This window comes from Actinoplanes subglobosus, from assembly GCF_042650585.1.
GTDB lineage: Bacteria > Actinomycetota > Actinomycetes > Mycobacteriales > Micromonosporaceae > Actinoplanes > Actinoplanes subglobosus.
Genome location: NZ_JBHSBL010000018.1, coordinates 325,910 through 348,895 on the forward strand (window position 1 = coordinate 325,910; position 22,986 = coordinate 348,895).

Consider the following 22,986-nt stretch of genomic DNA (forward strand, 5'->3'; position numbering starts at 1 on the left):
TGCAGAAATGTCAGGCGACGGGCGGCAGCGCCACATCGGGTGGGACCGGCCGGTCGTCCCGGCCGGGGCTCGGCTGACGGGGCGCCGCGATCGTGCGGACGTTCCGGTGTTGCAGCTCGAACGGGGACGTGAAGGGCAGATAGGCCGGGAGGAACTCACCGACCAGGGCCTCCTGGTCGGCGACGGCGGCGCTGTGCACGTCCACGTCGTTGAGGCAGAACGCGTCCACGTCGCGGCCGCGCAGCAGCCGGGCCAGCCGCAGCGGCGTCGTCGGCTCGGACAGGTCGGTGTACTGGTAGCGGATCCGCCCGGGCGCGGCCTTGCCGGTGAGGTACGCGTAGTACTGCTGCAGCGACGACAGCAGCGAGATGTCGTCGGGATGCCGGAACTGGTGCCCGGCGGTGGCCGTGACCTGCTCGGCGAACCGTTCCTCGATCTCGGCGATGACGCTGCGCCGCGACGGGTGCGGGGTGTGCATCATCTTGCGGGTCAGCATCCGGCCGAAGGTCTCCTGGATGAGCCGCCGGTTGTTCTTGGCGGCCGAGTCGGCGGGCCGGTCGGCGGGGCCGCGGGGCGCGGTGTCGACCCGGGCCGCCGAGGCGAAGAACTTGGTCAGCCCGCCCGGCGTGAAGAACAGGTCGGGGGTGACCGGCCGGCCCAGGATCACGTCGTCGTTGAGGTAGAGGAAGTGCTCGGCGAGTCCCGGGATCCGGTGCAGCCGCGACTCGATGGCCTGCGAGTTGAAGGTCGGCAGCCGCCCGGTGTCGCCGAAGATCTCCCGGTGGCTGACCACGGTGAGCCGCGGGTGGGCCCGGTCCAGCCAGGCCGGCGTCTGGTCGTCGGTGACCAGGAAGACCCGGCGCACCCACGGGGCGAAGCAGTGCAGGGCGCGCAGCGAGTAGCGCAGCTCGTCGCGGCTGGCGAACCGGGAGTCGTTGGCGGCCTGCGTGCTGACCTCGCCGACCCACGGGTTGTCGGCCAGGGCCCGGGCCTTGCGCCGCTGCCAGTCCGGGTCGCCGCCGTCGACCCACGTGTAGACCACGTCGATCGGGAAGTCGACGCGGTCCGGATCGACGGACGTGAAGATCCGCCGGGTCCGGTAGCCGGTCGTGTCGTCGGGTGCGCTGAACGCCCCGAACACCGGTTCCGGCGCGACGGTCACCGGTTCACCGGCCGGGATCGAGTCGGCCACCGGGTTCCGGCGCGGCGACACCAGGCGGCCGTCACGCTCGGTCCAGAACTCGACCTCGCAGGCCAGGTCGTGCCCGAGCACCAGGCTCCCGCCCGGGTCGGTGACCGGCCAGCACACCGCGACGACCTGGGGTTCCCGCCGCCGCCGGCCGGGGCGGGCCACCCGCAGCGACCCGTGGTCGTCGGCGGCGTGCCGGTGCAGTGCGGCGAGAGCGGCGGCCCGGTCGGCGGCCCGGACAGCCACGCCGGTACGCCCGGTCGCGCGGACCGGCACCCGGAACCAGTCGACGCCGGCCTCGTCGAGAGCCCGCACCACCCGGTCCAGGTTGCGGCGGCGGACCTCGGTGGGTGCGGCGGCCGGGTCGGTGCGGGCGGTCAGGACTCCGTCGGCGGTGCGTACGCGCAGCGTGCCCCCGCTGTCCCGCGGGCTCCGGCCCGGTCCCAGCGGCATGAGGGTGCGGGCGATCCGCAGCCGCCGTTCCGGGGCGACGCGGGGTAGGACACGTGTCTCGACCGTCTCGAAGATCCGCCGTCGGACCGGCCAGGGGGCCAGCCGCAGGACCTGTCGCAGGGCCACGCCGTCGTCCTTTCGCCGCTCATCCGCCGATGGCTCAACGGCCCGGTCAGATGGAAGTTGCGGTCTATATCCCCTTTAAGTGCGTTATACGGCTTTGGTGGGCCAGCCGTGTCCGGTCGTGCCGACTTCACCCTTAGGGGAACGGATGGGGGTCTCGGCCGATGCGGGCCGTTGCGCCGGAAAGGCATGGTGGAAGAGGTGATGTCAGACGACGGCGGGAGGCCGGCGATGGGTAAGGCGATCGCGTTCGTGGTGGGGCTCGTCGCGGTGGGCTGGGTGGCCAGCTGGCTGCTCGGACCGCTGCTGTGGTACCTGTTCCTAGGCGCTCTGGTCCTCGGTGGCGGCGCCGTCCTCTACGCGGCGGCCAAGCGCTCACTCGCTCCCGGCACCCGCACCCAGCGTCGGATCGAGGCGGCAGCGCGGACCTACCGCATGCGGAACCGGTGAGGAACCGGCGGTACGGCTAGGCTTGCGGTCGACGTGACCATTCAGACCAACGGGAAGTCGCACCGTGTTTGACACTTTGAGTGACCGCCTCTCCGGGATCTTCGGCAAGCTCCGCGGCAAGGGCAAGCTCACTGATGCCGACATCGACGCCACCGCGCGCGAGATCCGTCTCGCGCTGCTGGAGGCGGATGTCGCGCTGCCCGTGGTCAAGGCGTTCATCGCCAGCCTGCGCGAGCGGGCCCGCGGCGCCGAGGTCTCCCAGGCTCTGAACCCGGCTCAGCAGATCATCAAGATCGTCAACGAGGAGCTCATCCAGATCCTCGGCGGCGAGGGGCGGCGGCTCCAGTTCGCCAAGCAGCCGCCCACCGTGATCATGCTGGCCGGCCTTCAGGGCTCGGGTAAGACGACGCTGGCCGGCAAGCTGTCCCGCTGGCTGAAGAACCAGGGCCACCAGCCGCTGCTGGTCGCCTGTGACCTCCAGCGCCCCAACGCGGTCAACCAGCTCCAGGTGCTCGCCCAGCGGGCCGGGGTCGACGTCTACGCCCCGCAGCCGGGCAACGGGGTCGGTGACCCGGTCCAGGTCGCGCGCGACTCGATCGAGCACGCGAAGCGGACGGCGAAGGACATCGTCATCGTCGACACCGCCGGCCGCCTCGGCATCGACGCCGAGATGATGCAGCAGGCCGCCGACATCCGTGCCGCCGTCGACCCCGACGAGGTCATCTTCGTCATCGACGCCATGGTCGGCCAGGACGCGGTGCGTACCGCCGAGGCGTTCCGGGACGGCGTCGGCATCACCGGCGTGGTCCTGTCCAAGCTCGACGGTGACGCCCGCGGTGGTGCCGCGCTCTCCGTCCGGCACGTCACCGGCCAGCCGATCCTGTTCGCGTCGACCGGCGAGAAGCTGGAGGACTTCGACGTCTTCCACCCCGACCGGATGGCCGGGCGGATCCTCGACATGGGCGACCTCCTGACCCTCATCGAGCAGGCCGAGCAGGCCTTCGACGATGAGCAGAAGGAGAAGATGACCAGCAAGCTGCTCGGTGGCGAGCAGTTCACGCTGGAGGACTTCCTGGACCAGCTGATCGCGGTCCGGCGGATGGGCCCGATCGCCAACATCATCGGCATGATGCCGGGCATGGGCCAGCTCAAGGGCCAGCTCGACGAGCTCGACGACAGCCACTTCGACCGGGTCACCGCGATCATCCGCTCGATGACCCCGGGCGAGCGCACCAACCCGAAGATCATCAATGGTTCCCGCCGGCTGCGTATCGCCAACGGCTCCGGCGTCACCGTGATGGACGTCAACCAGCTGCTCAACCGCTTCGCCGACGCGCAGAAGATGATGAAGCAGATGAGCGGCATGATGGGCCTGCCGGGCGGGCGTCGCAGCGCCACGAAGAGCTCGAAGAACAAGCGCAAGCCGGGCAAGGGTGGCGGTCGGCCGCGGGTCGGCGGGCGTCCGGGTGGGATGCCGGCCGGTTTCCCGGGCGGTATGCCGCAGTTGCCGCCGGGGCTCGACCCGGGCGCGCTCGGCGGGGGTCAGGGTGTGCCGCCGGGCTTCAAGCTGCCGAAGCTCGATTTCAACAAGCTGAGCAAGCCCAAGGACGACAACCGGTAACCTAGGGCTAGTCATGGTTCAAGTTGTATTGCGCTAATAGTCGAGGGGCAAGTATGGTGGGTGGCGATCCCAGCGAGGAGGAGCTTGTGACCGCTGCCCTTCATCTACCCGACCTGCGCGACAAGCAGGACTGGACTACTGACGATCTGGCCAGCCTTCCCGAGGGACTCCGTTATGAGTTGATCGACGGAAGGCTGATTTTGCCGTCCCCTACCGGTATTCATCAGAAGCTCGGCTACAAGCTCACGCAGGCGCTGGAGGAAAACTGTCCGCCGGATCATGACGCAGTTCCTGACTACTCGCTGGCGATTGATCGCAGCAACGAGCCTCGGCCTGACGTCGTTGTGGTGCACAAAAGTGTCATGGCGCTCACCCCGGCGCCGATCGATCGGGCCTTGCTCTTATTGGAGATCATTTCGCCGACGTCCCACTTCCGGGACATGCATGCGAAGAGCAGGGTTTATGCGGCGGCCGGGGTTGTTCATTACTGGGTCGTTGACCCGACGGGGCGGGGCGGAGTGACTCTCACGGCTTTCCATCCAGGCCGGACCGGGGTCTACGAGATCGTCGTGAGCACCGACAAGGTGTTCAACACCGAGGTGCCCTATCCGATCACCATCGATCTGCCAGGACTTACCGCCTTGCGTGACGAATACCTCGCTGCGCGGGACGGGGCTTGATCCGGTAGGACTTACGGCATGGCGTTTCATGTGCGTGGGACGGTTCTGCCGGACGGTGAGGTCCGTGATCTGTGGCTGGTGGGGGACAGGGTCACCTACGAGCCGGTGGCGGGGGCCGAGACGATCAGTGACGGTGGGTTCCTCGTTCCGGGGCTCGTCGACGCGCACTGCCACCTCGGCATCGCCTTCGGGGCGAAACCGATCGAGAGTGTCGACCAGGCCCGTGAGCTGGCCGTCATCGACCGTGACGCGGGTGTCCTGGCCCTGCGTGATGCGGGTTCCCCTTTTCCGTACCCCGAGTTGGATGACGAACCGGGCGTGCCCCGCCTCGCCCGCGCCGGCCGCCATGTCGCAGCCCCTCGCCGCTATCTGCGGGACATCGGCGTCGAGGTGGCCGCCGACGAGGTCGCCGCAGCCGTCACCGCGCAGGCGAAAGCGGGCACCGGCTGGGTGAAGCTGGTCGGCGACTGGATCGACCGGGGGGTCGGTGATCTCGCACCGAGCTGGGATGCCGCGACCATGGCCGCCGCCGTCGAGGCCGCCCACGCCTCCGGTGCCCGGGCCGCGGTGCACACGTTCTCGGAGGAGGGCGTGGAGATCATGGTCAGGGCCGGGGTCGACTCGGTGGAGCACGGCACCGGGCTGACGCTCGACCTGATCGACGAGATGGCCCGGCGTAAGACCGCCCTGGTGCCCACGATGATCAACATCCGGACGTTCGGGAAGATCGCCGACTCGGCGCGCGGCAAGTTCGACGACTACGCCGACCACATGATCGCGCTGCGGGACCGTTTCCCGTCAGTGGTGCTCGCCGCCCACGAGGCCGGTGTCCCGATCTACATCGGCACCGACGCGGGCGGCGGCATCCGGCACGGCCTGGCCGCCGAGGAGATGCTCTACCTGCACGAGGTCGGCATCCCGGCGGCCGACGTGCTGGCCGCCGCGTCGTGGCGGGCGCGGGAGTGGCTCGGCTTTCCCGGCCTGGTCGAGGGCGGCCTCGCCGACCTGGTGGTCTACGAGACCGACCCGCGTGCCGACCTGCGGGTGGTGCGGGCGCCCAGCCGGATCGTGCTGCGGGGTGCCGTCGTCAGGTGATCAGCGGTGGAGACGCCCGGCGAGGGACACGGGATGCCCACCCGGCCGGTTGCGCCCGGGGCGCGACTACGATGCTTCCTCATGGCTCGCGTGCTCACTCCCCGTGCGGAGGACTTCCCCCGCTGGTACCAGGACCTCATCGCCAAGGCGCAGCTCGCCGACAACGGCCCGGTGCGCGGCACGATGGTGATCCGGCCGGTCGGTTACGCGATCTGGGAGCGGATGCAGGGCGACATGGACGCCCGCATCAAGGAGCAGGGCGTCCAGAACGCGTACTTTCCGCTCTTCATCCCGGAGAACTATCTGCGCCGTGAGGCCGACCACGTCGAGGGCTTCTCGCCGGAGCTGGCCGTGGTCACCCACGCCGGTGGCAAGGAGCTGGCCGAGCCGCTGGTCGTGCGCCCCACCAGCGAGACCGTGATCGGCGAGTTCATGGCCAAGTGGGTCGACTCGTACCGTGATCTCCCTCTCCTGCTCAACCAGTGGGCCAACGTGGTCCGGTGGGAGCTGCGCCCGCGGACCTTCCTGCGCACCACCGAGTTCCTCTGGCAGGAGGGCCACACCGCGCACGCGACCGAGGCCGACGCCCGCGAGCACGCGCGTGACATCCACAAGAACGTCTACGAGGCGTTCATGACGGAGATGCTGGCCATCCCGGTCATCCCGGGCCGCAAGACCAAGGGCGAGCGCTTCGCCGGCGCCACCAACACGATGACCGTCGAGGCCATGATGGGCGACGGCAAGGCGCTCCAGATGGGCACCTCGCACGAGCTCGGGCAGAATTTCGCGAAGGCGTTCGACATCACCTACTCGTCGGCCGAGCGGACCGTCGAGCACGCCTGGACCACGTCGTGGGGCACCTCGACCCGGATGCTCGGCGGCCTGATCATGGTGCACGGCGACGACAACGGCCTGCGGCTTCCGCCGCGCCTCGCGCCGGTCCAGGTCCAGATCATGGTGGTCAAGGCGGGCGAGGGCGTCGCCGAGGCCGCGGCCCAGCTCTTCAAAGACCTCAAAGCCGCGGGTGTACGGGTGAAGCTCGACGACCGCGCGGACATCCCTTTCGGCCGTCGCGCGGTGGACGCGGAGCTGCAGGGCATCCCGATCCGGATCGAGGTCGGCCCGCGTGACCTGGCGAACGGCAACGCCGTGGTGGCCCGCCGGATCGACGGCACGAAGTCGCCGATCGCCCTGGCCGAGGTGACCGACGCCGTGGTGGCCGCGCTCAAGGCCGACCAGCAGCGCCTCTACGACGACGCCCTGGCCTTCCGCGAGGAGCGCACGGTCGAGGTGAAGACGCTGGCCGAGGCGATCGAGGCCTCGCAGACCGGTTTCGCCCGGGTGCCGTGGTCGGCGGTCGGCGAGGCCGGCGAGAAGGAGGCGAACGGCAAGGCGATCACGGTGCGCTGCCTCACCCGTGAGGACGGCTCGATGCCCGAGTCGGACGAGGAGCCGGACCTGATCGCCTACCTGGGTCGTTCGTACTGAGCGTGACGTTCGAACCGGGTCGGCTGATTCTCCACCGGGACACCCACCACGGCCGGATCGCCTTCGTGCATCCGGGCCGGGTGATCTCCGACGACGACCGCGGGCTGCTCATCTGGGTGGCCCGCGGCTCGACCATCGCGGTCGAGACGACGCTGGACGGCCGTTTCCCGCGCGATCTGGCGTTTCCCGACTGGATGGCCGCCGAGCGCGCGCCCCGGACCGCGCAGTGGCGTGGCCCGGGTGTGCTGCGGTTCTTCCCGCCGGGGGCGAACCACTCGGTCTGGTTCTTCCGGGACGACGAGGGCGACTTCACCGGGTACTACGTGAACCTGGAGGAGGCCGCGGTCCGCTGGGACGACGGTGCGGTCGGCGGGATCGACGTGATCGACCAGGACCTCGACATCGTGGCCGGTGCGGACCGCGTCTGGCGCTGGAAGGACGAGGACGACTTCGCCGAGCGTCTGGCCCACCCGGATCTCTACTGGGTGCCCGACGAGGCGGCGGTGTGGGCCGAGGGCCGCCGGGTGATCGCGAGCCTCGAGGCGGGGGAGTTCCCGTTCGACGGCACCTGGACCGATTTCCGGCCCGATCCGTCCTGGCCCGTCCCGGCCGAGTTGCCGTCCGGCTGGGACCGGCCGGTGGTGGCCCGGTTGGGAGACCCGCCGGTTCGTCTGGCAGAATGATTAGCTGGTATCCGGCATGCGTCAGGCGCCCTCTAACCCCTGATCGCGACGCCAGTCCACGAGACATTCGGTCCCGCAATCCCCACGTGGGTTCCGTTCGGCTCAACCACGCAGTCATCAGGAGCGAAAAAACCGTGGCCGTTAAGATCCGGCTCCTGCGGATGGGCAAGATCCGCAACCCGCAGTACCGCATCGTCGTCGCCGACTCGCGCACCAAGCGCGACGGCCGCGCCATCGAGTACATCGGCATCTACCAGCCGAAGGAACACCCCTCGGTCATCGAGGTGAAGTCCGAGCGCGTTCAGTACTGGCTGTCCGTCGGCGCCCAGCCGTCCGAGCCGGTGCAGCGCATCCTGGAGAAGACCGGCGACTGGCAGAAGTTCAAGGGTCTGCCCGCCCCGGCCCCGCTGCTGGTCGCGCCGAGCAAGCAGAGCAAGGCCGAGGTCTACGAGGCCGAGGCCAAGGCTGCCGCCGGTCTGGTCGAGACCAAGCCGGCCGCCACGCCGAAGAAGGCGAAGACCGAGGCCAAGGCCGAGTCGAAGCCGGTCGAGGCCGCTGAGCCGAACCGCGAGGCTGTCGCCGAGACCGCTGAGGACCCGGCCGGTGCCGGCGCCGACGCGAGCTGACGGGGCGCTCCGGCCCGCGCTGGAGCACCTCGTCAAGGGCATCGTCGACAACCCGGACGACGTCCGGGTTCGTCTGGTCGACTCGCGCCGTGGCAAGCGGCTCGAGGTCCGTGTGCACCCCGAGGACCTGGGTACGGTCATCGGGCGCGGCGGGCGGACGGCCAAGGCCCTGCGTCAGGTGATCGGGTCGATCGGCGGTCGTGGCATCCGGGTCGACATCGTCGACGCGTACTGATCGATGCTGCTCGTCGTCGGCCAGATCGGTAAACCGCACGGCATCCGGGGCGAGGTCTCGGTGGTCGTGCGGACCGACGAGCCCGAGGAACGCTTCACCGCCGGGTCGGTGTTCATCACGGAGGTCCCCAGGGACCGCCGGGTGAGCGCCGGCCCGGCGGCCGCTCCCGCTCCCGGTGCTCGCTACGAGGTTCCCCGACAGCTCGTCCTCGAGTCGATCCGCTGGCATCAGGGCCGCGGCATCGCCGTCTTCGAGGGCGTCCACGACCGCAACGTCGCCGAGGCGTTGAAGGGCGTGTTCCTCCAGGTGGACAGCGCTGACGTGGCGCCGCCGGAGGATCCGGAGGAGTTCCACGACCACCAGCTCGTCGGGTTGCGCGTGGAGTCCGCCGACGGGACCGAGCACGGGACCGTGCAGCGGATCGAGCACGCGCCCGCGTCGGATCTGATCGTGCTCGCGAAGAAGGGCGGCGGGACGGCTCTGATCCCGTTCGTCACGGCGATCGTCCCGACCGTGGACCTGCGCGGCGGCCGGATCGTCGTCGACCTCCCGGAAGGCCTGCTGGATCTGTGAAGGCTCGCCTGTGAAGGTCGACATCGTCTCGATCTTCCCGGACTACTTCGCCCCGCTCGATCTGTCGCTGATCGGCAAGGCGCGGACCACCGGGACCCTGGACCTGACCGTGCACGATCTGCGTCAGTGGACCTATGACGTGCACCGGACGGTGGACGACAGCCCGTACGGGGGCGGTCCCGGCATGGTGATGCGTCCTGAACCGTGGGGCGAGGCTCTCGACGCCGTCGCGTCTCCGGGTGCGGCTCTGGTCGTACCGTCGCCGGTCGGAAAGCCCTTCACCCAGGCCGACGCCCACCGGCTCGCGGGCCTGGACCACCTGGTCTTCGCCTGTGGCCGCTACGAGGGCATCGACCAGCGGGTGATCGACGACGCCGCGGACCGGATGCCGGTGCACGAGGTGTCACTCGGCGACTACGTGCTCTTCGGCGGCGAGGTCGCGGTCATCGTGATCATGGAGGCGATCACCCGGCTGCTGCCGGGGGTGCTCGGCAACGCCGATTCGCTGACCGAGGAGTCGCACGCGGCCGGCCTGCTGGAGGCCCCGGTCTACACCAAGCCGCAGTCCTGGCGCGGCCGTGAGGTGCCGGACGTGCTGCGTTCCGGCGACCATGGCCGGATCGCCCGCTGGCGGCGCGAGCAGAGCCTGCTGCGCACCGCCGAGCGGCGCCCCGACATGTACGCCGCGTATCCGCCGGATTCCCTCGACAAGAAGGACCGGAAGGCCATCGCCGAAGCCGGATTACAGCTCCCGGCTCCGGGTGTGGCAAAGTAATGAGGTTGCCGTCTCAGCCCCGCGCCGTGGGGACGGGACGAGGACCCCGTGGAGTCGGGCGGGGTCAGAATCACCCACCGCGCGCCGAACTCCCGACGCGCCACAGAGTACGAGGATGCAGCGATGAACACGCTGGACGCTCTTGACGCCCAGTCGAAGCGCACCGACCTTCCGGACTTCCGGGCCGGTGACACGCTCAAGGTGCACGCCCGGGTCGTCGAAGGTAACCGGTCCCGTGTCCAGGTCTTCCAGGGCGTCGTGATCGCCCGTCACGGCTCCGGCCTGCGGGAGACCTTCAAGATCCGCAAGATCAGCTTCGGCGTCGGTGTCGAGCGGACCTACCCGTTCAACAGCCCGGCGATCGACAAGATCGAGGTCATCACCCGTGGTGACGTCCGTCGCGCCAAGCTCTACTACCTGCGTGAGCTGCGTGGCAAGAAGGCGAAGATCAAGGAGCTTCGGGAGAAGCAGACCGTCTGATCATCGAGATGTGTCCGTGCGGGCGCCGGCGCACTAAGCTTGCGCCCGTGCCGGACGCGTTGTAGGTGAACCATTCCAGTCCTACCGCCCGTAACTCTCCCTAGCCGGGAAACTCGGGCGGTAGTGCTGTATCCGGGGGCGGTTCGGCCGGTAGGCGGCGGGAGATGCGAAGCGTGGATCCGATGGAAGGCTATCGGCCGGCACGACGGCGGCGAGGCGTGGTTCGGAAGGAGATGCCCCTCTGGCAGGAACTTCCGTTGCTTCTGATCGTGGCGTTCTGCCTTGCGGTGCTGATTCGGACATTCCTGGTCCAGGCCTTCTACATCCCCTCCGGGTCGATGCAGAGCACCCTGGAGATCAAGGACCGGGTCCTGGTCAACAAGGTCGTCTACGACATGCGCGATCCGGTGCGCGGCGAGATCGTGGTGTTCCGGGGCACCGACAACTGGGCGCCCGAGGTGACCGAGGAGGTCAGCAACACCTTCCTCGCCAAGCTCGGCCGGACCGTCGGTGACCTGGTCGGTGTGAGCCGGCCCGGCGAGCGCGACTTCATCAAACGGGTGATCGGTCTTCCGGGTGACAAGGTCGCCTGCTGCGACTCCGGCGGGCGGATCACCGTCAACGGGGTCGGCATCGACGAGGCGTACATCGCCGACGGCTTCAACTCCGATCTGAGTCAGCCCCCGATCGCGGGCCAGTGCACCAGCCGCAGGTTCACCGAGGTGACCGTTCCGGCGGGCGAGATGTTCGTGATGGGTGACCACCGTTCGGTCTCGCAGGACGCCCGCTGCCAGGGGACGGTGCCGATCGAGAACATCATCGGCCGGGCCTTCGTGGTGGTCTGGCCCAGTGAGCGGTTCACCAGCCTGGACGTGCCGGACGTGTGGCAGCAGTTCGCCGAGCAGTACCCTTCGGCCGCCGCGTCGCGCCCGATCCCGATGCGGGAGGAGGAGCCGGTGGTCGCCACAAACGTGTTCCCCCTTCTGTTCGGTGTGGTTTTATCCGCGCGTTCCGGCATGTCGTTATGGACCAGACGACGTAGGCTCCGAGCGTGATTGACGAGCAGACCGAGAAGCGCCAGGGGTCGTTCTGGCGTGAACTACCCATCCTGTTGGGCGTGGCGATCCTCGTCGCAGTCCTGGTGCGCGCGTTCGTGTTGCAGACGTTCTACATCCCGTCGCCCTCGATGCAGCACACCCTTGAGCTCTGGGACCGGGTGCTGGTCAACAAGCTCGTCTACGACTTCCGCGAGCCGCGGCGGGGCGAGATCGTGGTGTTCAAGGCGCCCAGCGTCTGGCAGTCCGGCAACGACGGCGAGGACTTCATCAAGCGGGTCATCGGCCAGCCGGGTGACAACGTGGTCTGCTGTGACGAGCAGCACCGTCTGATGATCAACGGGACGTCCATCGACGAGTCGTATGTGTATGTCGAGTCCGACGGCACCCGCAACCAGGTCGCCAGCCAGAACTTCGACATCACCGTTCCGGCCGGCCGGCTCTGGGTCATGGGGGACCACCGGGAGGCGTCCGGTGACTCGCTCCAGCACTACATCGACAGCAGCGCCACCGATGAGCCGGGCAAGATCAACGAGGCGACCGTGCCGATCGACTCGGTCGTCGGGCGTGCCTTCACGATCTTCTGGCCGGTCGGCCGGGCCACCTGGCTGTCGGTTCCGGACGAGTTCGACGGCATCCCCGACGCGGGCAAGTAACACTCGCGCAATAGGCTTGGTCGCGTGACCGAGGTGATTGACCGCCGCGCCGGCCGGGTCCTCCTGGTCGATCTGGCCGGTCGTGTGCTGCTGTTGCACGGCGGTGACCCCGCGCGGCCCGGGCTGCGCTGGTGGTTCACGCCCGGTGGCGGGCTCGACACGGGCGAGACGACCGTCGACGCCGCCTGCCGTGAGCTGTTCGAGGAGACCGGTCTGCGGGTGACGACCGACCTGCTCGGCGAGCCGGTGCGGCACGAGGTGGCCGAGTTCTCCTACGACGGGCGGCAATACCGGCAGGAGCAGGATTTCTACCTCCTCCGGGTGCCCGACTGGCAGGTCGACACGGCGGGGATGGATGAGGAGGAGCGCCTCACCATCACCGAGCACCGGTGGTGGTCGGTGGCGGAGATCGAGGCGAGCCGCGAGGAGATCTACCCGGCCGACCTGGCCGTCCTGCTGCGCGGGCTGACCGTCGACGCCGTCCGCGAGGAGTCCTGAGATGCCGGCCTCCGCACGTCTCGGCGTCGTCGCTTCCGAGGTTCGGTGGGTGCCGGCCTCGTCGCGTACCGTCGCCGTCGTTGTCCGGGGTTTCTGATGCTGGCCCCGCCCCGCACCGTCGTCCGCCGGGAGGCCGGGCTGTATGCCCTGGAGCAGGCGTTGCAGCGCCGCGGCTTCCGGCATGTGGCCGGCGCCGACGAGGCCGGCCGCGGTGCCTGCGCCGGTCCGCTGGTCGCCGCCGCCGCGATCCTGCCGGAGGGCAGGCGCGGCGAGATCCCCGGCCTGGCCGACTCCAAGCTGCTGACCGCGGCCGCCCGCGAGCGGGTCTACGAGCAGGTGGTCGCCAAGGCTCTCGCCTGGTCCGTGATGATCATCCCGCCGACCGAGGTCGACGCCCGCGGCCTGCACGTCTGCAATCTCGCGGCGATGCGCCGCGCGCTGGCCTCCCTCGACGTCCGCCCGGAGTACGTGTTGACCGACGGTTTCCCGGTCGACGGTCTCGGCGTGCCCGGCTTGGCCGTGTGGAAAGGTGACCGGGTCGCGGCCTGTGTCGCGGCCGCCAGCGTCCTGGCCAAGGTCACCCGGGACAGGCTGATGGTCGAGCTCGACGAGCGGTTCCCCGACTACGGTTTCGCGGTGCACAAGGGCTACATCACCGAGGAGCACAGCACCGCGCTGACCACCCACGGCCCGTGCCCGGAGCACCGCTTCTCGTATGTGAACGTCGCCGCGGCATCCGGCCGCGGCAACCGGCCCCCACGGGCGCGGCGCCCGGCCGACCCGCCACCCGCCCTGTTCGACGTTTCCGTTACCGAGCCGCTGCTGATTCCGGAGGCTGCTGAGGGTACCGTCGGCGTGGCGTCGGGCGAGCAGCCTCAGCCGTCGCCGTCGGTGGGGGAAGATAGTGCCATGGAGGGCGAGACACGATGAGCGCAGAGGATCTCGAGAAGTACGAGACCGAGATGGAGCTGCAGCTCTACCGGGAGTACCGCGACATCGTCCGCCAGTTCTCCTACGTGGTGGAGACCGAGCGCCGGTTCTACCTGGCCAACCAGGTCGACCTGCACGTGCGTAACTCCGACGGTGAGGTCTACTTCGAGGTCGAGATGCACGACGCCTGGGTGTGGGACATGTATCGTCCGGCCCGCTTCGTGAAGAACGTGCGGGTGATGACGTTCAAGGACGTCAACGTCGAGGAGCTGGAGAAGCCGGACATCTCGTTGCCCGACGAGCCGGGCTTCAGCAGCTGACGGTCATCCACAGTCGGCGGTTGTCCACAGGGGCGGTCGCCACACGGGTTCCGGCCCGGCAGGCTCGGCGGCATGCCCGTCTTCGCCGTGATCCTGTTCCTGCTGCCCACCTTCGGCGCGGTGCCGCCCTTCCAGTGGCCGGTGCTGCCGCCACAGGTGTTACGGCGGTTCGACCCACCTCCTGAGCCGTGGCTGGCCGGCCACCGTGGCGTCGACCTGGGTGTGCCCGCGGGCGCGCCGGTGCGGGCCGCCGGTGGTGGCATCGTGGCCTGGGCGGGGCCGCTGGCCGGGCGGGGTGTCGTCAGCATCCTTCACGCCGGCGGGCTGCGCACCACCTACGAGCCGGTCACCGCGACCGTGCGGGTCGGTGAGGCCGTTGCGGCGGGCACGACGATCGGGGCTGTCGAGCCGGGTCATCCGGGCTGCCCGCAGGCCGCCTGCCTGCACTGGGGCCTCCGGCGCGACGAGGCCTACCTCGATCCGCTGGCGTTGCTCGGCCTCGCGCGCTACCGCCTGCTGCCCCTCGATCCGCCGTGACCGTGCCTCAGCGCTGATACTCGTGGAGGAGCCCGGGCAGCCGTTCGGCGAACACGTCGTACTCCTCCGGGCGGTTGTAGATCTGCGCGCTCAGCCGCAGCAGCCCCCGGCCGCCCCACGCGTTCACCGCGACCTCGGTGGCCAGTTTGTCGGCGATGTGCTGCCGCAGCGCATGCGCCTCCGGGAAGGTCGTCGCCAGCCCGGCCGGCAACGGCACCACCCGCATGGCCACCCCTGGTCCGCCGGGGTGCGGCAGGTCGGCGGGCGCGAGACCGAGGGCCGCACCGACAACCCTCTGGCCGTACGCGACGAGAGCCTCGTTGTGCTGCCGGACAGCCTCCGGGCCGAGCGTCCGCAGCGTGTAGACGCCCGCCGGGGCGGCCAGCCACGGCGTGTAGTCGATGGTCCCCTGGAACTCGAACGCCCCCGGGAATCCCTCGTCATGGGCCCACGACACGATCAGTGGCTCCATCCGGCGGCGCCAGGCCGGCGCCACGGACATCAGAGCCGTGCCCCGGGGCGCCCAGCCCCACTTGTGCAGGTTGCCCACCCAGAAGTCGGCGCCGATCGCCGACACGTCGACCGGCAGCATCCCCGGCACGTGGGCGGCGTCCACCAGGACCGGGATGTCGTGCTCGTGGGCGGCGGCGACGATCTCGGCCACCGGGAAGAGCGCCGCCGTCGCCGAAGTCAGCTGGTCGACGACGAGCAGCCTGGTCCGGCCGGGCCGCAGCGCCGCCCGGATCCGCGCCACCACCTCGGAGTTCCGCAGGCCCAGCGGCAGCGCCACGGTCCGCGCGCTTGCCCCCGACCGCCGGCACCGGCTGCGGACCGCCATCGCGACCGCGCCGTAGGAGTGGTCGGTCAGCAGCACCTCGTCAGCCGGGCCGAACCGCATCGACTGGAGGATCATCGACACCGCGGACGTCGTGTTCTGGATCAACGCGCTGCCGTCCGGGTCGGCTCCGAGGAAGGCCGCCAGATGACGTCGGCTGTGGACGATCCGGTCCTCCAGCCCGACCGCGAAGAACCGCAGCGGGTTCGACTCCACCTCGTCACGGAGCCGCTGCTGGGCGCGCTGCACGCTGATCGGCAGGGCGCCGAACGAGCCGTGATTGAGATAGGACACCGACGGATCCAGCGAGAACAGGAGCCGAGCGCCGGGAATCGGGGGCGGTGGCTCTCCAACCGGGGCGCTCATGCAGTGGATCGTACGATGTCAGGCCCGTGGATGCGCCTGATTGAAGGCCGCACGCAGCCGCTCGGTCGACACATGTGTGTAGATCTGGGTGCTCGCCAGCGAGCTGTGCCCCAGCAGCTCCTGCACCGCCCGCAGATCCGCGCCGCCGTCCAGCAGATGGGTCGCCGCCGAGTGCCGCAGATCGTGCGGGCTGGTGTGCGGCAGGCCGGCGGCCCGGGCGGCGTTCGCGACGATCCGCCGCACGACGGTCGACTGGAGACGGCCGCCCTTGACCCCGAGGAACAGAGCGTCCTTGCTCGTACGGTTCACCAGCGCCGGGCGGCCCCGGCGCAGCCAGGTGTCCAGTGCCCGCCGGGCCGGATGACCGTAGGGGACGGCCCGCTCCTTCGCCCCCTTGCCGAAGACCCGCACCACCTGGCGGGCGTGGTCGACGTCGGCCCGGTTCAGCGAACACAGCTCGCCGACCCGGATGCCGGTGGCGTAGAGCAGTTCGAGAACCGCCCGGTCCCGTATCTCCAGGACATCCCCGCCGCCCTGATCGTCGGTCCCGCTCGTGGCCGTCGGCTCACCTGCCGACCCCTCCGGGGTGCTTCCGCCGTCGCCCGTTCCGTCGTTGCCTGTTCTGGCATCGCTTGCTCCGCCGTCGCCCGTTCTGGCATCGCCTGTTCCGTCGTTGCCTGTTCTGGCATCGCTTGCTCCGCTGTCGCCTGTTCCGCCGTTGCCCGTTCCGTCGTTGCCCGTTGTGGCATCGTCCGTGTCGGCGTTCTGGCCCGCCGGGTCGTCGGTCGGCGCGGGAGCGTCGGGGTCGCGGTGACGGGTGGCCGGAGTCATCAGGGTGGCCGCCTGGTCGGCGCGCAGGACGGTGGGCAGGCTCCGGTGGGCGCGGGGGCTGGCCAGCTGGGCCCCCGGGTCCTCGGGTGACAGACCGGTCCGGTGCGCCCAGCCGGTGAAAGCCCGGACCGCCGCCGCCCGCCTGGCCTGCGAGGACCGAGCCGCACCCGACCCCATCCGGGCGGCGAGCCATCCGCGCAGGATCGTGATGTCGAGGTCGGCGACGGTGCTCCGGGCCTCGGACACCGCATGGTCGAGCAGCGACACGACATCCCCGACATACGCCCGGACGGTGTGCTCCGACCGCCCTTCCACACCGGCGAGGTGCCGGCTGAAATCGTCCACCGCCCCGCGCAGAGGCGCCGGCAGTCGTTCGTGCAGTTCCCGTGTCCCCATCGCCTCAGACCGTCCATCGAAGTGGAGCGTCAGTCAAGCATTTCTGTCGTACCCGGGGGCTAGCGTCTGAGGCATGGCTCGCTGGGAGGAAATCGAGAAGGACGCCCCGGAGTTCGCGGCCCGGGTGCGGGCGCTCTTCGACGCCGGGACCAACAAGACGATCGCCACGCTGCGCCGAGACGGTTCACCCCGGATCAGCGCTTCGGAGGCCCAGTTCACCGGCGGCGATCTGACGTTCGGGTCGATGCCCGACGCGGTGAAGCTGCGAGATCTCCGCCGCGACCCCCGGATCGCGATGCACAGCCCCACGCTGGAGCCACCGGCCGACAACCCGTCAGCGGGCCCCGGCGACGCCAAACTCTCCGGCCGGGCAGTCGAGATCCCACCCCCACCGGACACCCCACACGTCGACGCGGCGTTCTTCCGCCTCGACATCGACGAGGTGGCCCTGACCTACGTGGGCACCCCCGCCGACCATCTGGTGATCGAGTCCTGGCACACCGGCCGAGGCCACACCCGCCGGACCCGCACGTGACCCAACCTTTTCGCTCGCCCCCGTCCACCCGCGGAGGTGGTCAGGCGTCCGCTAGGCCTCGTCCGGCGGTGGCGGTGGTCTGGTCTTCGTTAGACCTTGTCTGGCGGTGGCGGTGGTCTGGTCTTCGTTAGGCCTCGTCCGGCCGTGTGGGGGTGGTCTGCTGTTCGTCCAGCTCGCCCCGCCCCAACGGTGGTCCCGCTCTGCGCGCCGGTGCTTCTGGCGGGTCACCTGCTGTCCGGTACCCAGGTCTGAAGGTCAAGAGAGTGGCCGGGGCCGGGCCCAGGAGAGGAAACGCTCGTACAGGTTCAGCGGGGGAGACTCGCCGCGAGTGGTCAAGTCGTCCAGAGCCTCGTACATGTGCGCGGACAGATAGATCTTCAACAGAGACGGGTATGCGCGGTACTCATCGAGGAGACGAGTCTTCGCCTCGGGACACGGCCACGGGTGACCGCAGATACGGCAATCCCAATGGGGCCGGTCGTGCAGGTGCTCGAATTCCGGTGTGATGGACAACGGGTTCCCCCGAAAGTGGCGGTCAATGGCTACGGGGGCGACGGGATCGCAGCCGGGCACTCTGATTCACCCGGTGTTGCTGTGCCGGTGTCAGGCGTCCGGCGCGGCCCACATGTGAATCCGGATGCGGCGGCCGGCTCGCATTCAGGTCGGGATTCGCCGATCGATACGGGTTCGAGCCCGGATGCGCGGGCCGGTTCGTGTCGGGATACACCGGTCGGCGCGCGTCGGGACGCACCGGCCGTGAAGAGTCGTCCGCGACGGTCGGCTGGCTCGCGCCGAGTGGGGCGTAGCGCGAGCGATAGATCCGCCCACGCCCCCGTTTGTACTGGTCAGGGATGACGGGCCGTGGATAGGGCGGTGGCGGTATCGGAGGGAACCGGTCGATGCAAGGAGCCGAGAGCCCACAGATACAGCGTCGCCAGAAGGTCCGCCAGTCGCGGCGATGCTGGAGAAAATGAGGAACCGGCTTACTGGTCCGGTGACGTCTAGACATGCGACCACCATAGTTGACAGCTGACAACCTGTCTCCTAACAACTTGGTAAGAGACTAATAGTCCCGCGCCTACGGTCGATCATGTGGGAGTGAAGCCGATCCGCCTCATGGGCGCGCACGAGATCCGTATCCGTCTGGGCGGAGTCAGCCGACAGCGGGCGTACCAGATCACCAGCCGTGCCGACTTTCCGAAGCCCGTCGCAGATCTTGCGCAGGGCAAGGTATGGCTGACGGAGGACGTCGAAGCATGGATGAAGGTCCACCGCCGGGATCTGGACGAGTCAGAGGACTGATTCGCCCGGTCACCGCGGTGACCTCGGACCGGCTCGGCGCCGGTTGTCGCTGATGCGACGGCCGTGAGGCGACGGGCCGGTCCCTGCCATGCCCCCGACCCGAAGCCGTTGCCCGGTTCCAAGCCGCGGTCCGGCCTGAAGCCGGGGTTCAGCCCGAAGCTGTTGCCCGGTTCCAAGCCGCGGTCCGGCCTGAGGCCACGGTCCAGCCCGAAGCGGTTGCCCGACTCGAAGCCGTTGCCCGGTCCGAAGCCGTTGCCCGGCCTGAAGCCGCAGTCCGGCATGGAGCCGCGGTCCGGCGCGGAGCCGACTGCGTGATCAATCGGCATCGTGCTGGTCCCGCTTCGAGGCGGGGCCGAGCGCGACACCGTCGCTGTTGCGCACCACCAATCCGGCGACCTCGAGAAGAGACAGTCGCCGTAGCACCGTGCGCAGGCTGAGCCGTGCCTCGGCCGCGAGCCGCTCCGGAGTGGACGAGCCGTTCGCCGGGACCGCCTCCAGGACGAGGGCGGCCTCCTCGTCGAGGTGATCGTGCCGGCGTTCCGGCCCGCGAGGCACGTCGGCGAGGTATTCGCCGATCCGGCCGACCTCCTCCAGCACGTCGGACGCGTTGGTGACGACCCGTGCATACGGATTGTTCCTCAGGATCTCGTGGCATCCGACCGACATCGCCGATGTCACCGGCCCGGGAACGACCATCGCCGGCCGGTTCAGCGCCAGCACGCGGCTCATCGTCTGTGCCGCGCCGCTGCGTGCGGCCGCCTCCACGACGACCGTGCCCGCGGTGGCGGCGGCGATGACCCGGTTCCGGATCAGGAACCGGTGCCGCAGGGGTTCGGCGCCGGGTGGCCACTCGCTGATCAGCAGGCCGGACTCGGCGATCTCGTTGAACAGCGCCGTGTGCCCGGCCGGGTACGGGCGGTCGATTCCACAGGCGAGGACCGCCACGGTGGGACCTCCCGCGGCCAGTGATCCGCGATGGGCCGCCGCGTCGATGCCGAACGCCCCGCCGGACAGAACCGTCCACCCGCTCTCGCTGATCGAGTGGGCCAGTCCGGCCGTGACGTGGATCCCGTAGTTCGTGGCGGCCCGCGCTCCGACGATCGCCACCGACCGTTCCAGGGTGTCGCCGAGCGGCCACGCCCCGCGCACCCAGAAACAGAGGGGTGGGCGGGTGTCGTTGTTGATCCGGCCACCGGAGTCCAGTTCGAGGGTGGCCAGGTCGGCGACCCGGCGCGGCCATTCCCTGTCGGACGGCACCACGAGGCGGGCACCGAGGCGGTCGGCCCGGCGCATCGCGATCTCCGCCATCCGGCGAGCATCCCCCGCAGCGGTACGGGCAGCGACGGCCGCTCGCAGCCGAGGCTCCGGAGCGTCCCCGCTGAGCAGCCGATCCAGTGCCTCCGGGGCGCCGGCTTGCTCGACGAGGGCCCAGACAGCGCGATTCCCGGGCTCGGCCAGCCAGGTCAACGCCACCCGCGCGGCCCGATCCGTATCCCCACCGTCGGCAGTCCCGCCGGCCGAGGTGCTGTTGAAAGCCGACCCACCAGATGCAGTCCCGCCGGCCGAGGGGCCGTCGGGCGCCGGGCCATCAGGCGCGGTCTCGCCGGACGGATCCGCGGCGGATACCGAGTTGTTCACGCGATGCTCCGATCAAGAAGGAATGGCGGGGCGACCGGCCATCGGAGAAGGCGGAGGAGGTTGTTCACGCGACGCTCCGCTCAAGAAGGAAGAGCAGGGCGACCGGCCACCGCAGAAGGCGGCGGAACGTGCCGGAGGACCCGGAACCCGACCGGACCCGGCCCTGCGGGGCCGGATGGCCACCGGGACCCGGCCGGGCGGTGACGGAGGCACGGGCCGCGGCAGGAGGGAGGGCTCCGGCATGGAGCTCGGCGGGGCCTGCGTCAGGAACGCCGGGTCGAGGCGGGAGGCAGGCGAGAGAGCGAGGAACCGGCGTACGGGGGAAGGACGGGAGACCGGCGGCGGGCAGGCGGGTGTGGCAGGGGAGACGAGCCGGGAGGAAGGGGTACGCCAGCAGGCAGTCACTTCGGGACACGGGCGGCCGCCTCCCCCATCCGCAGCTGGTAGGCCTCGCACACGTCGCCCTCCGCCGGTCGGGACCGTCCGTCCAGGTCGGCCACCGTCCAGGCGAGCCGGAGGCAGCGGTCGTAGCCGCGGGCCGACAGCGTGCCCCGGTCCAGCGCACGGTGCAGGACGGCGGTGTCGCGGGACGGCAACCGCCACGGCGGGCGGCGCAGGACCGGGCCGGGTACGTCGGCGTTGACCCGCCAGCCGCCGGGCGCCCAGCGTGCGGCGGCCGAGTCCCGGGCGCGGGCCACCCGGGAGGCGACGGCCGCGGACGGTTCGGCGGGCGCCGAGTCGGCCATCAGCTGCACCGCCCGTACCGGGAGCAGGTTGACCCGCATGTCGATGCGGTCGAGCAGCGGCCCGGACAGCCGCCCCAGGTAGCGCCGCCGCACGACGGGTGAGCAGTGGCAGGCCTGGTCGCCGGCGGGGGAGGCGCAGGGGCACGGGTTGGCGGCGACGACCAGCTGGGCCCGCGCCGGGTACTCGGTGGTGCCGCGCGCCCGGGACAGCACGACCCGCCCGCTCTCGAGGGGCTGCCGGAGGGCTTGCAGGGTGGCCCGGCTCATCTCCGGCACCTCGTCGAGGAAGAGGACCCCGCGATGGGCGAGGGAGAGCGCGCCGGGCCGGATCAGCCCGGATCCGCCGCCGACGAGTGAGGCGAGGGTGGAGCTGTGGTGCGGGGCCTGGAACGGCGGCCGCCGGACGAGGCGCCCGTCGGCCGGCAGGATCCCGGCGATCGACTGGAGCGCGGTCACCTCCAGGGCGGCCTCGTCGTCGAGCTCCGGAAGGATCGAGGGCAGCCGCTCGGCGAGCATGGTCTTGCCGGCGCCGGGCGGCCCGAAGAGGGCGAGGTGGTGACCGCCGGCCGCGGCGATCTCCAGCGCATGACGCCCGGTCTCCTGGCCGGCGAGGTCGGCCAGGTCGGGGCCGGGCGGCGGTGGCGACGGCGGCACGACCGGCGGGTCCAGCAGGCTCCCGGTCCCATGGGCGAAGCCGGCCAGCCGGTGCAGCGAGTCCACCGCCAGCACGGTGACGCCGGGCACCACCGCCGCCTCGCAGGCGTTGGCCACCGGCACGACGACGCGGCTGATCCCGGCCTGTGCCGCGGCGGCGACCATCGGCAGCACGCCGCGCACCGGCCGGACCGTCCCGTCGAGGCCGAGCTCGCCGATGAGGGCGACCCCGTCGAGCCGCTCCAGCGGCAGATCACCGGCACCGGCGAGCACGGCGACCGCGATGGCCATGTCGAAGCCGCTGCCATGTTTCGGCAGGGCCGCGGGCAGCAGGTTGACGGTGATCCGCCGGTTGGGCCAGTCGCGGCCGGAGTTGACGATCGCGGCGCGCACCCGGTCCCGGGCCTCGTTGAGGGCGGTGTCGGGCAGGCCGGTGAGCAGGAGGGTGGGCAACCCGTTGGAGAGGTCGGCCTCGACCTCGACGAGGTGACCGGCGACGCCGACCAGCCCGGCGCAGAGGACCCGTGCGTAGCTCATCAGAACGCGTCCCGGATGTGCACCAGGCGGGTGGCCCCGCGGCGTTGCGGCAGGACCTCCACCACGTCGAAACGGATGCGCTCCGCTCGTACCCCCGAGTCGTTGAGGAACCTGGCGGCCAGATGCCGCAACCGGCGCACCTTGCGGTGATCGACAGCTGCCGCCGGTGTGCCGAAGGCCACCGTGCGCCGGGTCTTCACCTCGCAGAAGACCAGGTCGCCGCCGTCACGCAGGATGAGATCTATCTCGCCGTCGGCGCAGCGCCAGTTGCGCTGGAGCAGTGTGAGCCCGATCTCCTGGAGGTGCTGGGCGGCCAGCCGCTCGCCGTAGGCGCCGACCGCCCGTCGCTGAGTCGTCATGACCCGGCACCGTCACAGGAATCCGAGGCGCCCGCGGGCCGGACTGTGGAGAGCGCGGTGATGTGGACGAGCGGGCGCCCGCGTTCCCCTCGTGCTAGACCGAGGCCGGGCCGGGTCGCCGGGCGGCTTGGCGTATGCTGGTCGACGGCGACCGCCTGCGCGGTCGACCTCGCGTGCCCTCCTACGGTTCCGAGTGCTGTTCGTCAGCGCCGGTCGCAGGCGGCGGCCCTCCCTGGTCCCGATTCCGTCGGGCCCTACTGCGGCCACCGACCGGGCGCCAGGACGCTCACCGCCGGTGAGCGTGACAACCAGGGTAGATC

General features: G+C 70.4%; 25 protein-coding genes. 19 read left to right on the top strand and 6 right to left on the bottom strand.

Going from position 1 to position 22,986, the window contains the following annotated elements:
- Positions 1-10: 10 nt before the first annotated feature.
- Complete coding sequence (locus ACFO0C_RS23360; RefSeq protein WP_378068789.1) at positions 11-1,768, bottom strand: stealth family protein; 1,758 nt, start codon at positions 1,766-1,768, stop codon at positions 11-13.
- A 228-nt stretch (positions 1,769-1,996) separates the two neighbouring features.
- Between ACFO0C_RS23360 and ACFO0C_RS23365 the strand changes: the two genes are divergently transcribed.
- The 17 genes from ACFO0C_RS23365 (at position 1,997) to ACFO0C_RS23445 (ending at position 14,467) form a co-directional block, all read left to right on the top strand.
- Positions 1,997-2,215 carry a hypothetical protein gene (locus ACFO0C_RS23365; protein ID WP_378068790.1) on the top strand — a complete coding sequence of 73 codons (219 nt, stop codon included), beginning with the start codon at positions 1,997-1,999 and terminating at the stop codon, positions 2,213-2,215.
- A 64-nt stretch (positions 2,216-2,279) separates the two neighbouring features.
- A complete protein-coding gene (gene ffh / locus ACFO0C_RS23370; protein WP_378068791.1) occupies positions 2,280-3,836 on the top strand; it encodes a signal recognition particle protein in 1,557 nt (518 codons plus the stop codon).
- Positions 3,837-3,922: 86 nt separating this feature from the next.
- Positions 3,923-4,516, top strand: coding sequence for a Uma2 family endonuclease (locus tag ACFO0C_RS23375; RefSeq protein ID WP_378068792.1), 594 nt, complete (start codon positions 3,923-3,925; stop codon positions 4,514-4,516).
- Positions 4,517-4,534: 18 nt separating this feature from the next.
- A complete protein-coding gene (locus tag ACFO0C_RS23380; protein ID WP_378068793.1) occupies positions 4,535-5,611 on the top strand; it encodes an amidohydrolase family protein in 1,077 nt (358 codons plus the stop codon).
- Positions 5,612-5,692: 81 nt separating this feature from the next.
- Positions 5,693-7,099, top strand: a complete 1,407-nt coding sequence (gene proS / locus ACFO0C_RS23385; protein WP_378068794.1) for a proline--tRNA ligase — start codon at positions 5,693-5,695, stop codon at positions 7,097-7,099.
- 2 nt (positions 7,100-7,101) lie between these two features.
- Positions 7,102-7,782 carry a DUF402 domain-containing protein gene (locus tag ACFO0C_RS23390; RefSeq protein ID WP_378068795.1) on the top strand — a complete coding sequence of 227 codons (681 nt, stop codon included), beginning with the start codon at positions 7,102-7,104 and terminating at the stop codon, positions 7,780-7,782.
- A 134-nt stretch (positions 7,783-7,916) separates the two neighbouring features.
- A complete protein-coding gene (gene rpsP, locus ACFO0C_RS23395; protein WP_378068796.1) occupies positions 7,917-8,408 on the top strand; it encodes a 30S ribosomal protein S16 in 492 nt (163 codons plus the stop codon).
- Complete coding sequence (locus tag ACFO0C_RS23400; RefSeq protein ID WP_014447131.1) at positions 8,386-8,643, top strand: RNA-binding protein; 258 nt, start codon at positions 8,386-8,388, stop codon at positions 8,641-8,643. The genes rpsP and ACFO0C_RS23400 overlap by 23 nt, the downstream gene beginning before the upstream one ends.
- A gap of 6 nt (positions 8,644-8,649) precedes the next feature.
- Complete coding sequence (gene rimM, locus ACFO0C_RS23405; protein WP_378069129.1) at positions 8,650-9,216, top strand: ribosome maturation factor RimM; 567 nt, start codon at positions 8,650-8,652, stop codon at positions 9,214-9,216.
- 10 nt (positions 9,217-9,226) lie between these two features.
- Positions 9,227-9,991 (top strand): tRNA (guanosine(37)-N1)-methyltransferase TrmD, encoded by a 765-nt coding sequence (trmD, locus tag ACFO0C_RS23410; protein WP_378068797.1) that lies wholly within the window; start codon positions 9,227-9,229, stop codon positions 9,989-9,991.
- Between the two features lie 123 nt (positions 9,992-10,114).
- Positions 10,115-10,471 carry a 50S ribosomal protein L19 gene (gene rplS, locus ACFO0C_RS23415; protein WP_378068798.1) on the top strand — a complete coding sequence of 119 codons (357 nt, stop codon included), beginning with the start codon at positions 10,115-10,117 and terminating at the stop codon, positions 10,469-10,471.
- Positions 10,472-10,635: 164 nt separating this feature from the next.
- Positions 10,636-11,526: a signal peptidase I gene (lepB, locus tag ACFO0C_RS23420; RefSeq protein ID WP_378068799.1), complete on the top strand. Its 891-nt coding sequence runs from the start codon at positions 10,636-10,638 to the stop codon at positions 11,524-11,526.
- Positions 11,523-12,182 (top strand): signal peptidase I, encoded by a 660-nt coding sequence (gene lepB, locus ACFO0C_RS23425; protein ID WP_378068800.1) that lies wholly within the window; start codon positions 11,523-11,525, stop codon positions 12,180-12,182. Before lepB (ACFO0C_RS23420) ends, lepB (ACFO0C_RS23425) begins: the two co-directional genes overlap by 4 nt.
- 24 nt (positions 12,183-12,206) lie before the next feature.
- A complete protein-coding gene (locus ACFO0C_RS23430; RefSeq protein ID WP_378068801.1) occupies positions 12,207-12,680 on the top strand; it encodes an NUDIX hydrolase in 474 nt (157 codons plus the stop codon).
- A gap of 96 nt (positions 12,681-12,776) precedes the next feature.
- Positions 12,777-13,610, top strand: coding sequence for a ribonuclease HII (locus tag ACFO0C_RS23435; RefSeq protein ID WP_378068802.1), 834 nt, complete (start codon positions 12,777-12,779; stop codon positions 13,608-13,610).
- Complete coding sequence (locus ACFO0C_RS23440) at positions 13,607-13,930, top strand: DUF2469 domain-containing protein (RefSeq protein WP_378068803.1); 324 nt, start codon at positions 13,607-13,609, stop codon at positions 13,928-13,930. Before ACFO0C_RS23435 ends, ACFO0C_RS23440 begins: the two co-directional genes overlap by 4 nt.
- 72 nt (positions 13,931-14,002) lie before the next feature.
- Positions 14,003-14,467 carry a M23 family metallopeptidase gene (locus tag ACFO0C_RS23445; RefSeq protein WP_378068804.1) on the top strand — a complete coding sequence of 155 codons (465 nt, stop codon included), beginning with the start codon at positions 14,003-14,005 and terminating at the stop codon, positions 14,465-14,467.
- Positions 14,468-14,474: 7 nt separating this feature from the next.
- On the opposite strand, the gene ACFO0C_RS23450 is transcribed toward ACFO0C_RS23445, so the two are convergent.
- Both ACFO0C_RS23450 and ACFO0C_RS23455 read right to left on the bottom strand, forming a co-directional pair.
- Positions 14,475-15,668, bottom strand: a complete 1,194-nt coding sequence (locus ACFO0C_RS23450; RefSeq protein WP_378068805.1) for an aminotransferase class V-fold PLP-dependent enzyme — start codon at positions 15,666-15,668, stop codon at positions 14,475-14,477.
- An 18-nt stretch (positions 15,669-15,686) separates the two neighbouring features.
- On the bottom strand, positions 15,687-16,895 hold the full coding sequence (locus ACFO0C_RS23455; protein ID WP_378068806.1) for a tyrosine recombinase XerC: 1,209 nt from the start codon (positions 16,893-16,895) through the stop codon (positions 15,687-15,689).
- Between the two features lie 73 nt (positions 16,896-16,968).
- Here ACFO0C_RS23455 and ACFO0C_RS23460 point away from each other — a divergent pair, with 73 nt between their 5' ends.
- Both ACFO0C_RS23460 and ACFO0C_RS23465 read left to right on the top strand, forming a co-directional pair.
- Positions 16,969-17,430, top strand: a complete 462-nt coding sequence (locus ACFO0C_RS23460; RefSeq protein WP_378068807.1) for a pyridoxamine 5'-phosphate oxidase family protein — start codon at positions 16,969-16,971, stop codon at positions 17,428-17,430.
- A gap of 1,116 nt (positions 17,431-18,546) precedes the next feature.
- Positions 18,547-18,732, top strand: a complete 186-nt coding sequence (locus ACFO0C_RS23465) for an AlpA family phage regulatory protein (protein ID WP_052164533.1) — start codon at positions 18,547-18,549, stop codon at positions 18,730-18,732.
- 315 nt (positions 18,733-19,047) lie between these two features.
- Here the strand turns inward: ACFO0C_RS23465 and dprA are convergent, their stop codons facing one another.
- From dprA to ACFO0C_RS23480, 3 genes are all read right to left on the bottom strand, one after another.
- Positions 19,048-20,205 (bottom strand): DNA-processing protein DprA, encoded by a 1,158-nt coding sequence (gene dprA, locus ACFO0C_RS23470; protein WP_449191239.1) that lies wholly within the window; start codon positions 20,203-20,205, stop codon positions 19,048-19,050.
- A gap of 566 nt (positions 20,206-20,771) precedes the next feature.
- The gene (locus ACFO0C_RS23475) at positions 20,772-22,307 is read right to left on the bottom strand and encodes a YifB family Mg chelatase-like AAA ATPase (protein WP_378068809.1); all 1,536 of its coding nucleotides are present in this window, start codon (positions 22,305-22,307) and stop codon (positions 20,772-20,774) included.
- On the bottom strand, positions 22,307-22,666 hold the full coding sequence (locus tag ACFO0C_RS23480) for a YraN family protein (protein WP_378068810.1): 360 nt from the start codon (positions 22,664-22,666) through the stop codon (positions 22,307-22,309). The genes ACFO0C_RS23475 and ACFO0C_RS23480 overlap by 1 nt, the downstream gene beginning before the upstream one ends.
- Positions 22,667-22,986: the final 320 nt, after the last annotated feature.

Excerpts from the sequence above, each read along its gene's own strand:
- ACFO0C_RS23365 (WP_378068790.1), top strand. The coding sequence starts at position 1,997 with ATGGGTAAGGCGATCGCGTTCGTGGTGGGGCTCGTCGCGGTGGGCTGG.
- ACFO0C_RS23380 (WP_378068793.1), top strand. The coding sequence starts at position 4,535 with ATGGCGTTTCATGTGCGTGGGACGGTTCTGCCGGACGGTGAGGTCCGT.
- ACFO0C_RS23465 (WP_052164533.1), top strand. The coding sequence starts at position 18,547 with ATGGGCGCGCACGAGATCCGTATCCGTCTGGGCGGAGTCAGCCGACAG.
- ACFO0C_RS23475 (WP_378068809.1), bottom strand. The coding sequence starts at position 22,307 with ATGAGCTACGCACGGGTCCTCTGCGCCGGGCTGGTCGGCGTCGCCGGT.
- ACFO0C_RS23455 (WP_378068806.1), bottom strand. The coding sequence starts at position 16,895 with ATGGGGACACGGGAACTGCACGAACGACTGCCGGCGCCTCTGCGCGGG.
- ACFO0C_RS23450 (WP_378068805.1), bottom strand. The coding sequence starts at position 15,668 with ATGAGCGCCCCGGTTGGAGAGCCACCGCCCCCGATTCCCGGCGCTCGG.
- ACFO0C_RS23460 (WP_378068807.1), top strand. The coding sequence starts at position 16,969 with ATGGCTCGCTGGGAGGAAATCGAGAAGGACGCCCCGGAGTTCGCGGCC.
- proS (WP_378068794.1), top strand. The coding sequence starts at position 5,693 with ATGGCTCGCGTGCTCACTCCCCGTGCGGAGGACTTCCCCCGCTGGTAC.
- rplS (WP_378068798.1), top strand. The coding sequence starts at position 10,115 with ATGAACACGCTGGACGCTCTTGACGCCCAGTCGAAGCGCACCGACCTT.
- lepB (WP_378068799.1), top strand. The coding sequence starts at position 10,636 with ATGCGAAGCGTGGATCCGATGGAAGGCTATCGGCCGGCACGACGGCGG.
- ACFO0C_RS23435 (WP_378068802.1), top strand. The coding sequence starts at position 12,777 with ATGCTGGCCCCGCCCCGCACCGTCGTCCGCCGGGAGGCCGGGCTGTAT.
- ACFO0C_RS23480 (WP_378068810.1), bottom strand. The coding sequence starts at position 22,666 with ATGACGACTCAGCGACGGGCGGTCGGCGCCTACGGCGAGCGGCTGGCC.
- ACFO0C_RS23445 (WP_378068804.1), top strand. The coding sequence starts at position 14,003 with ATGCCCGTCTTCGCCGTGATCCTGTTCCTGCTGCCCACCTTCGGCGCG.
- ACFO0C_RS23440 (WP_378068803.1), top strand. The coding sequence starts at position 13,607 with ATGAGCGCAGAGGATCTCGAGAAGTACGAGACCGAGATGGAGCTGCAG.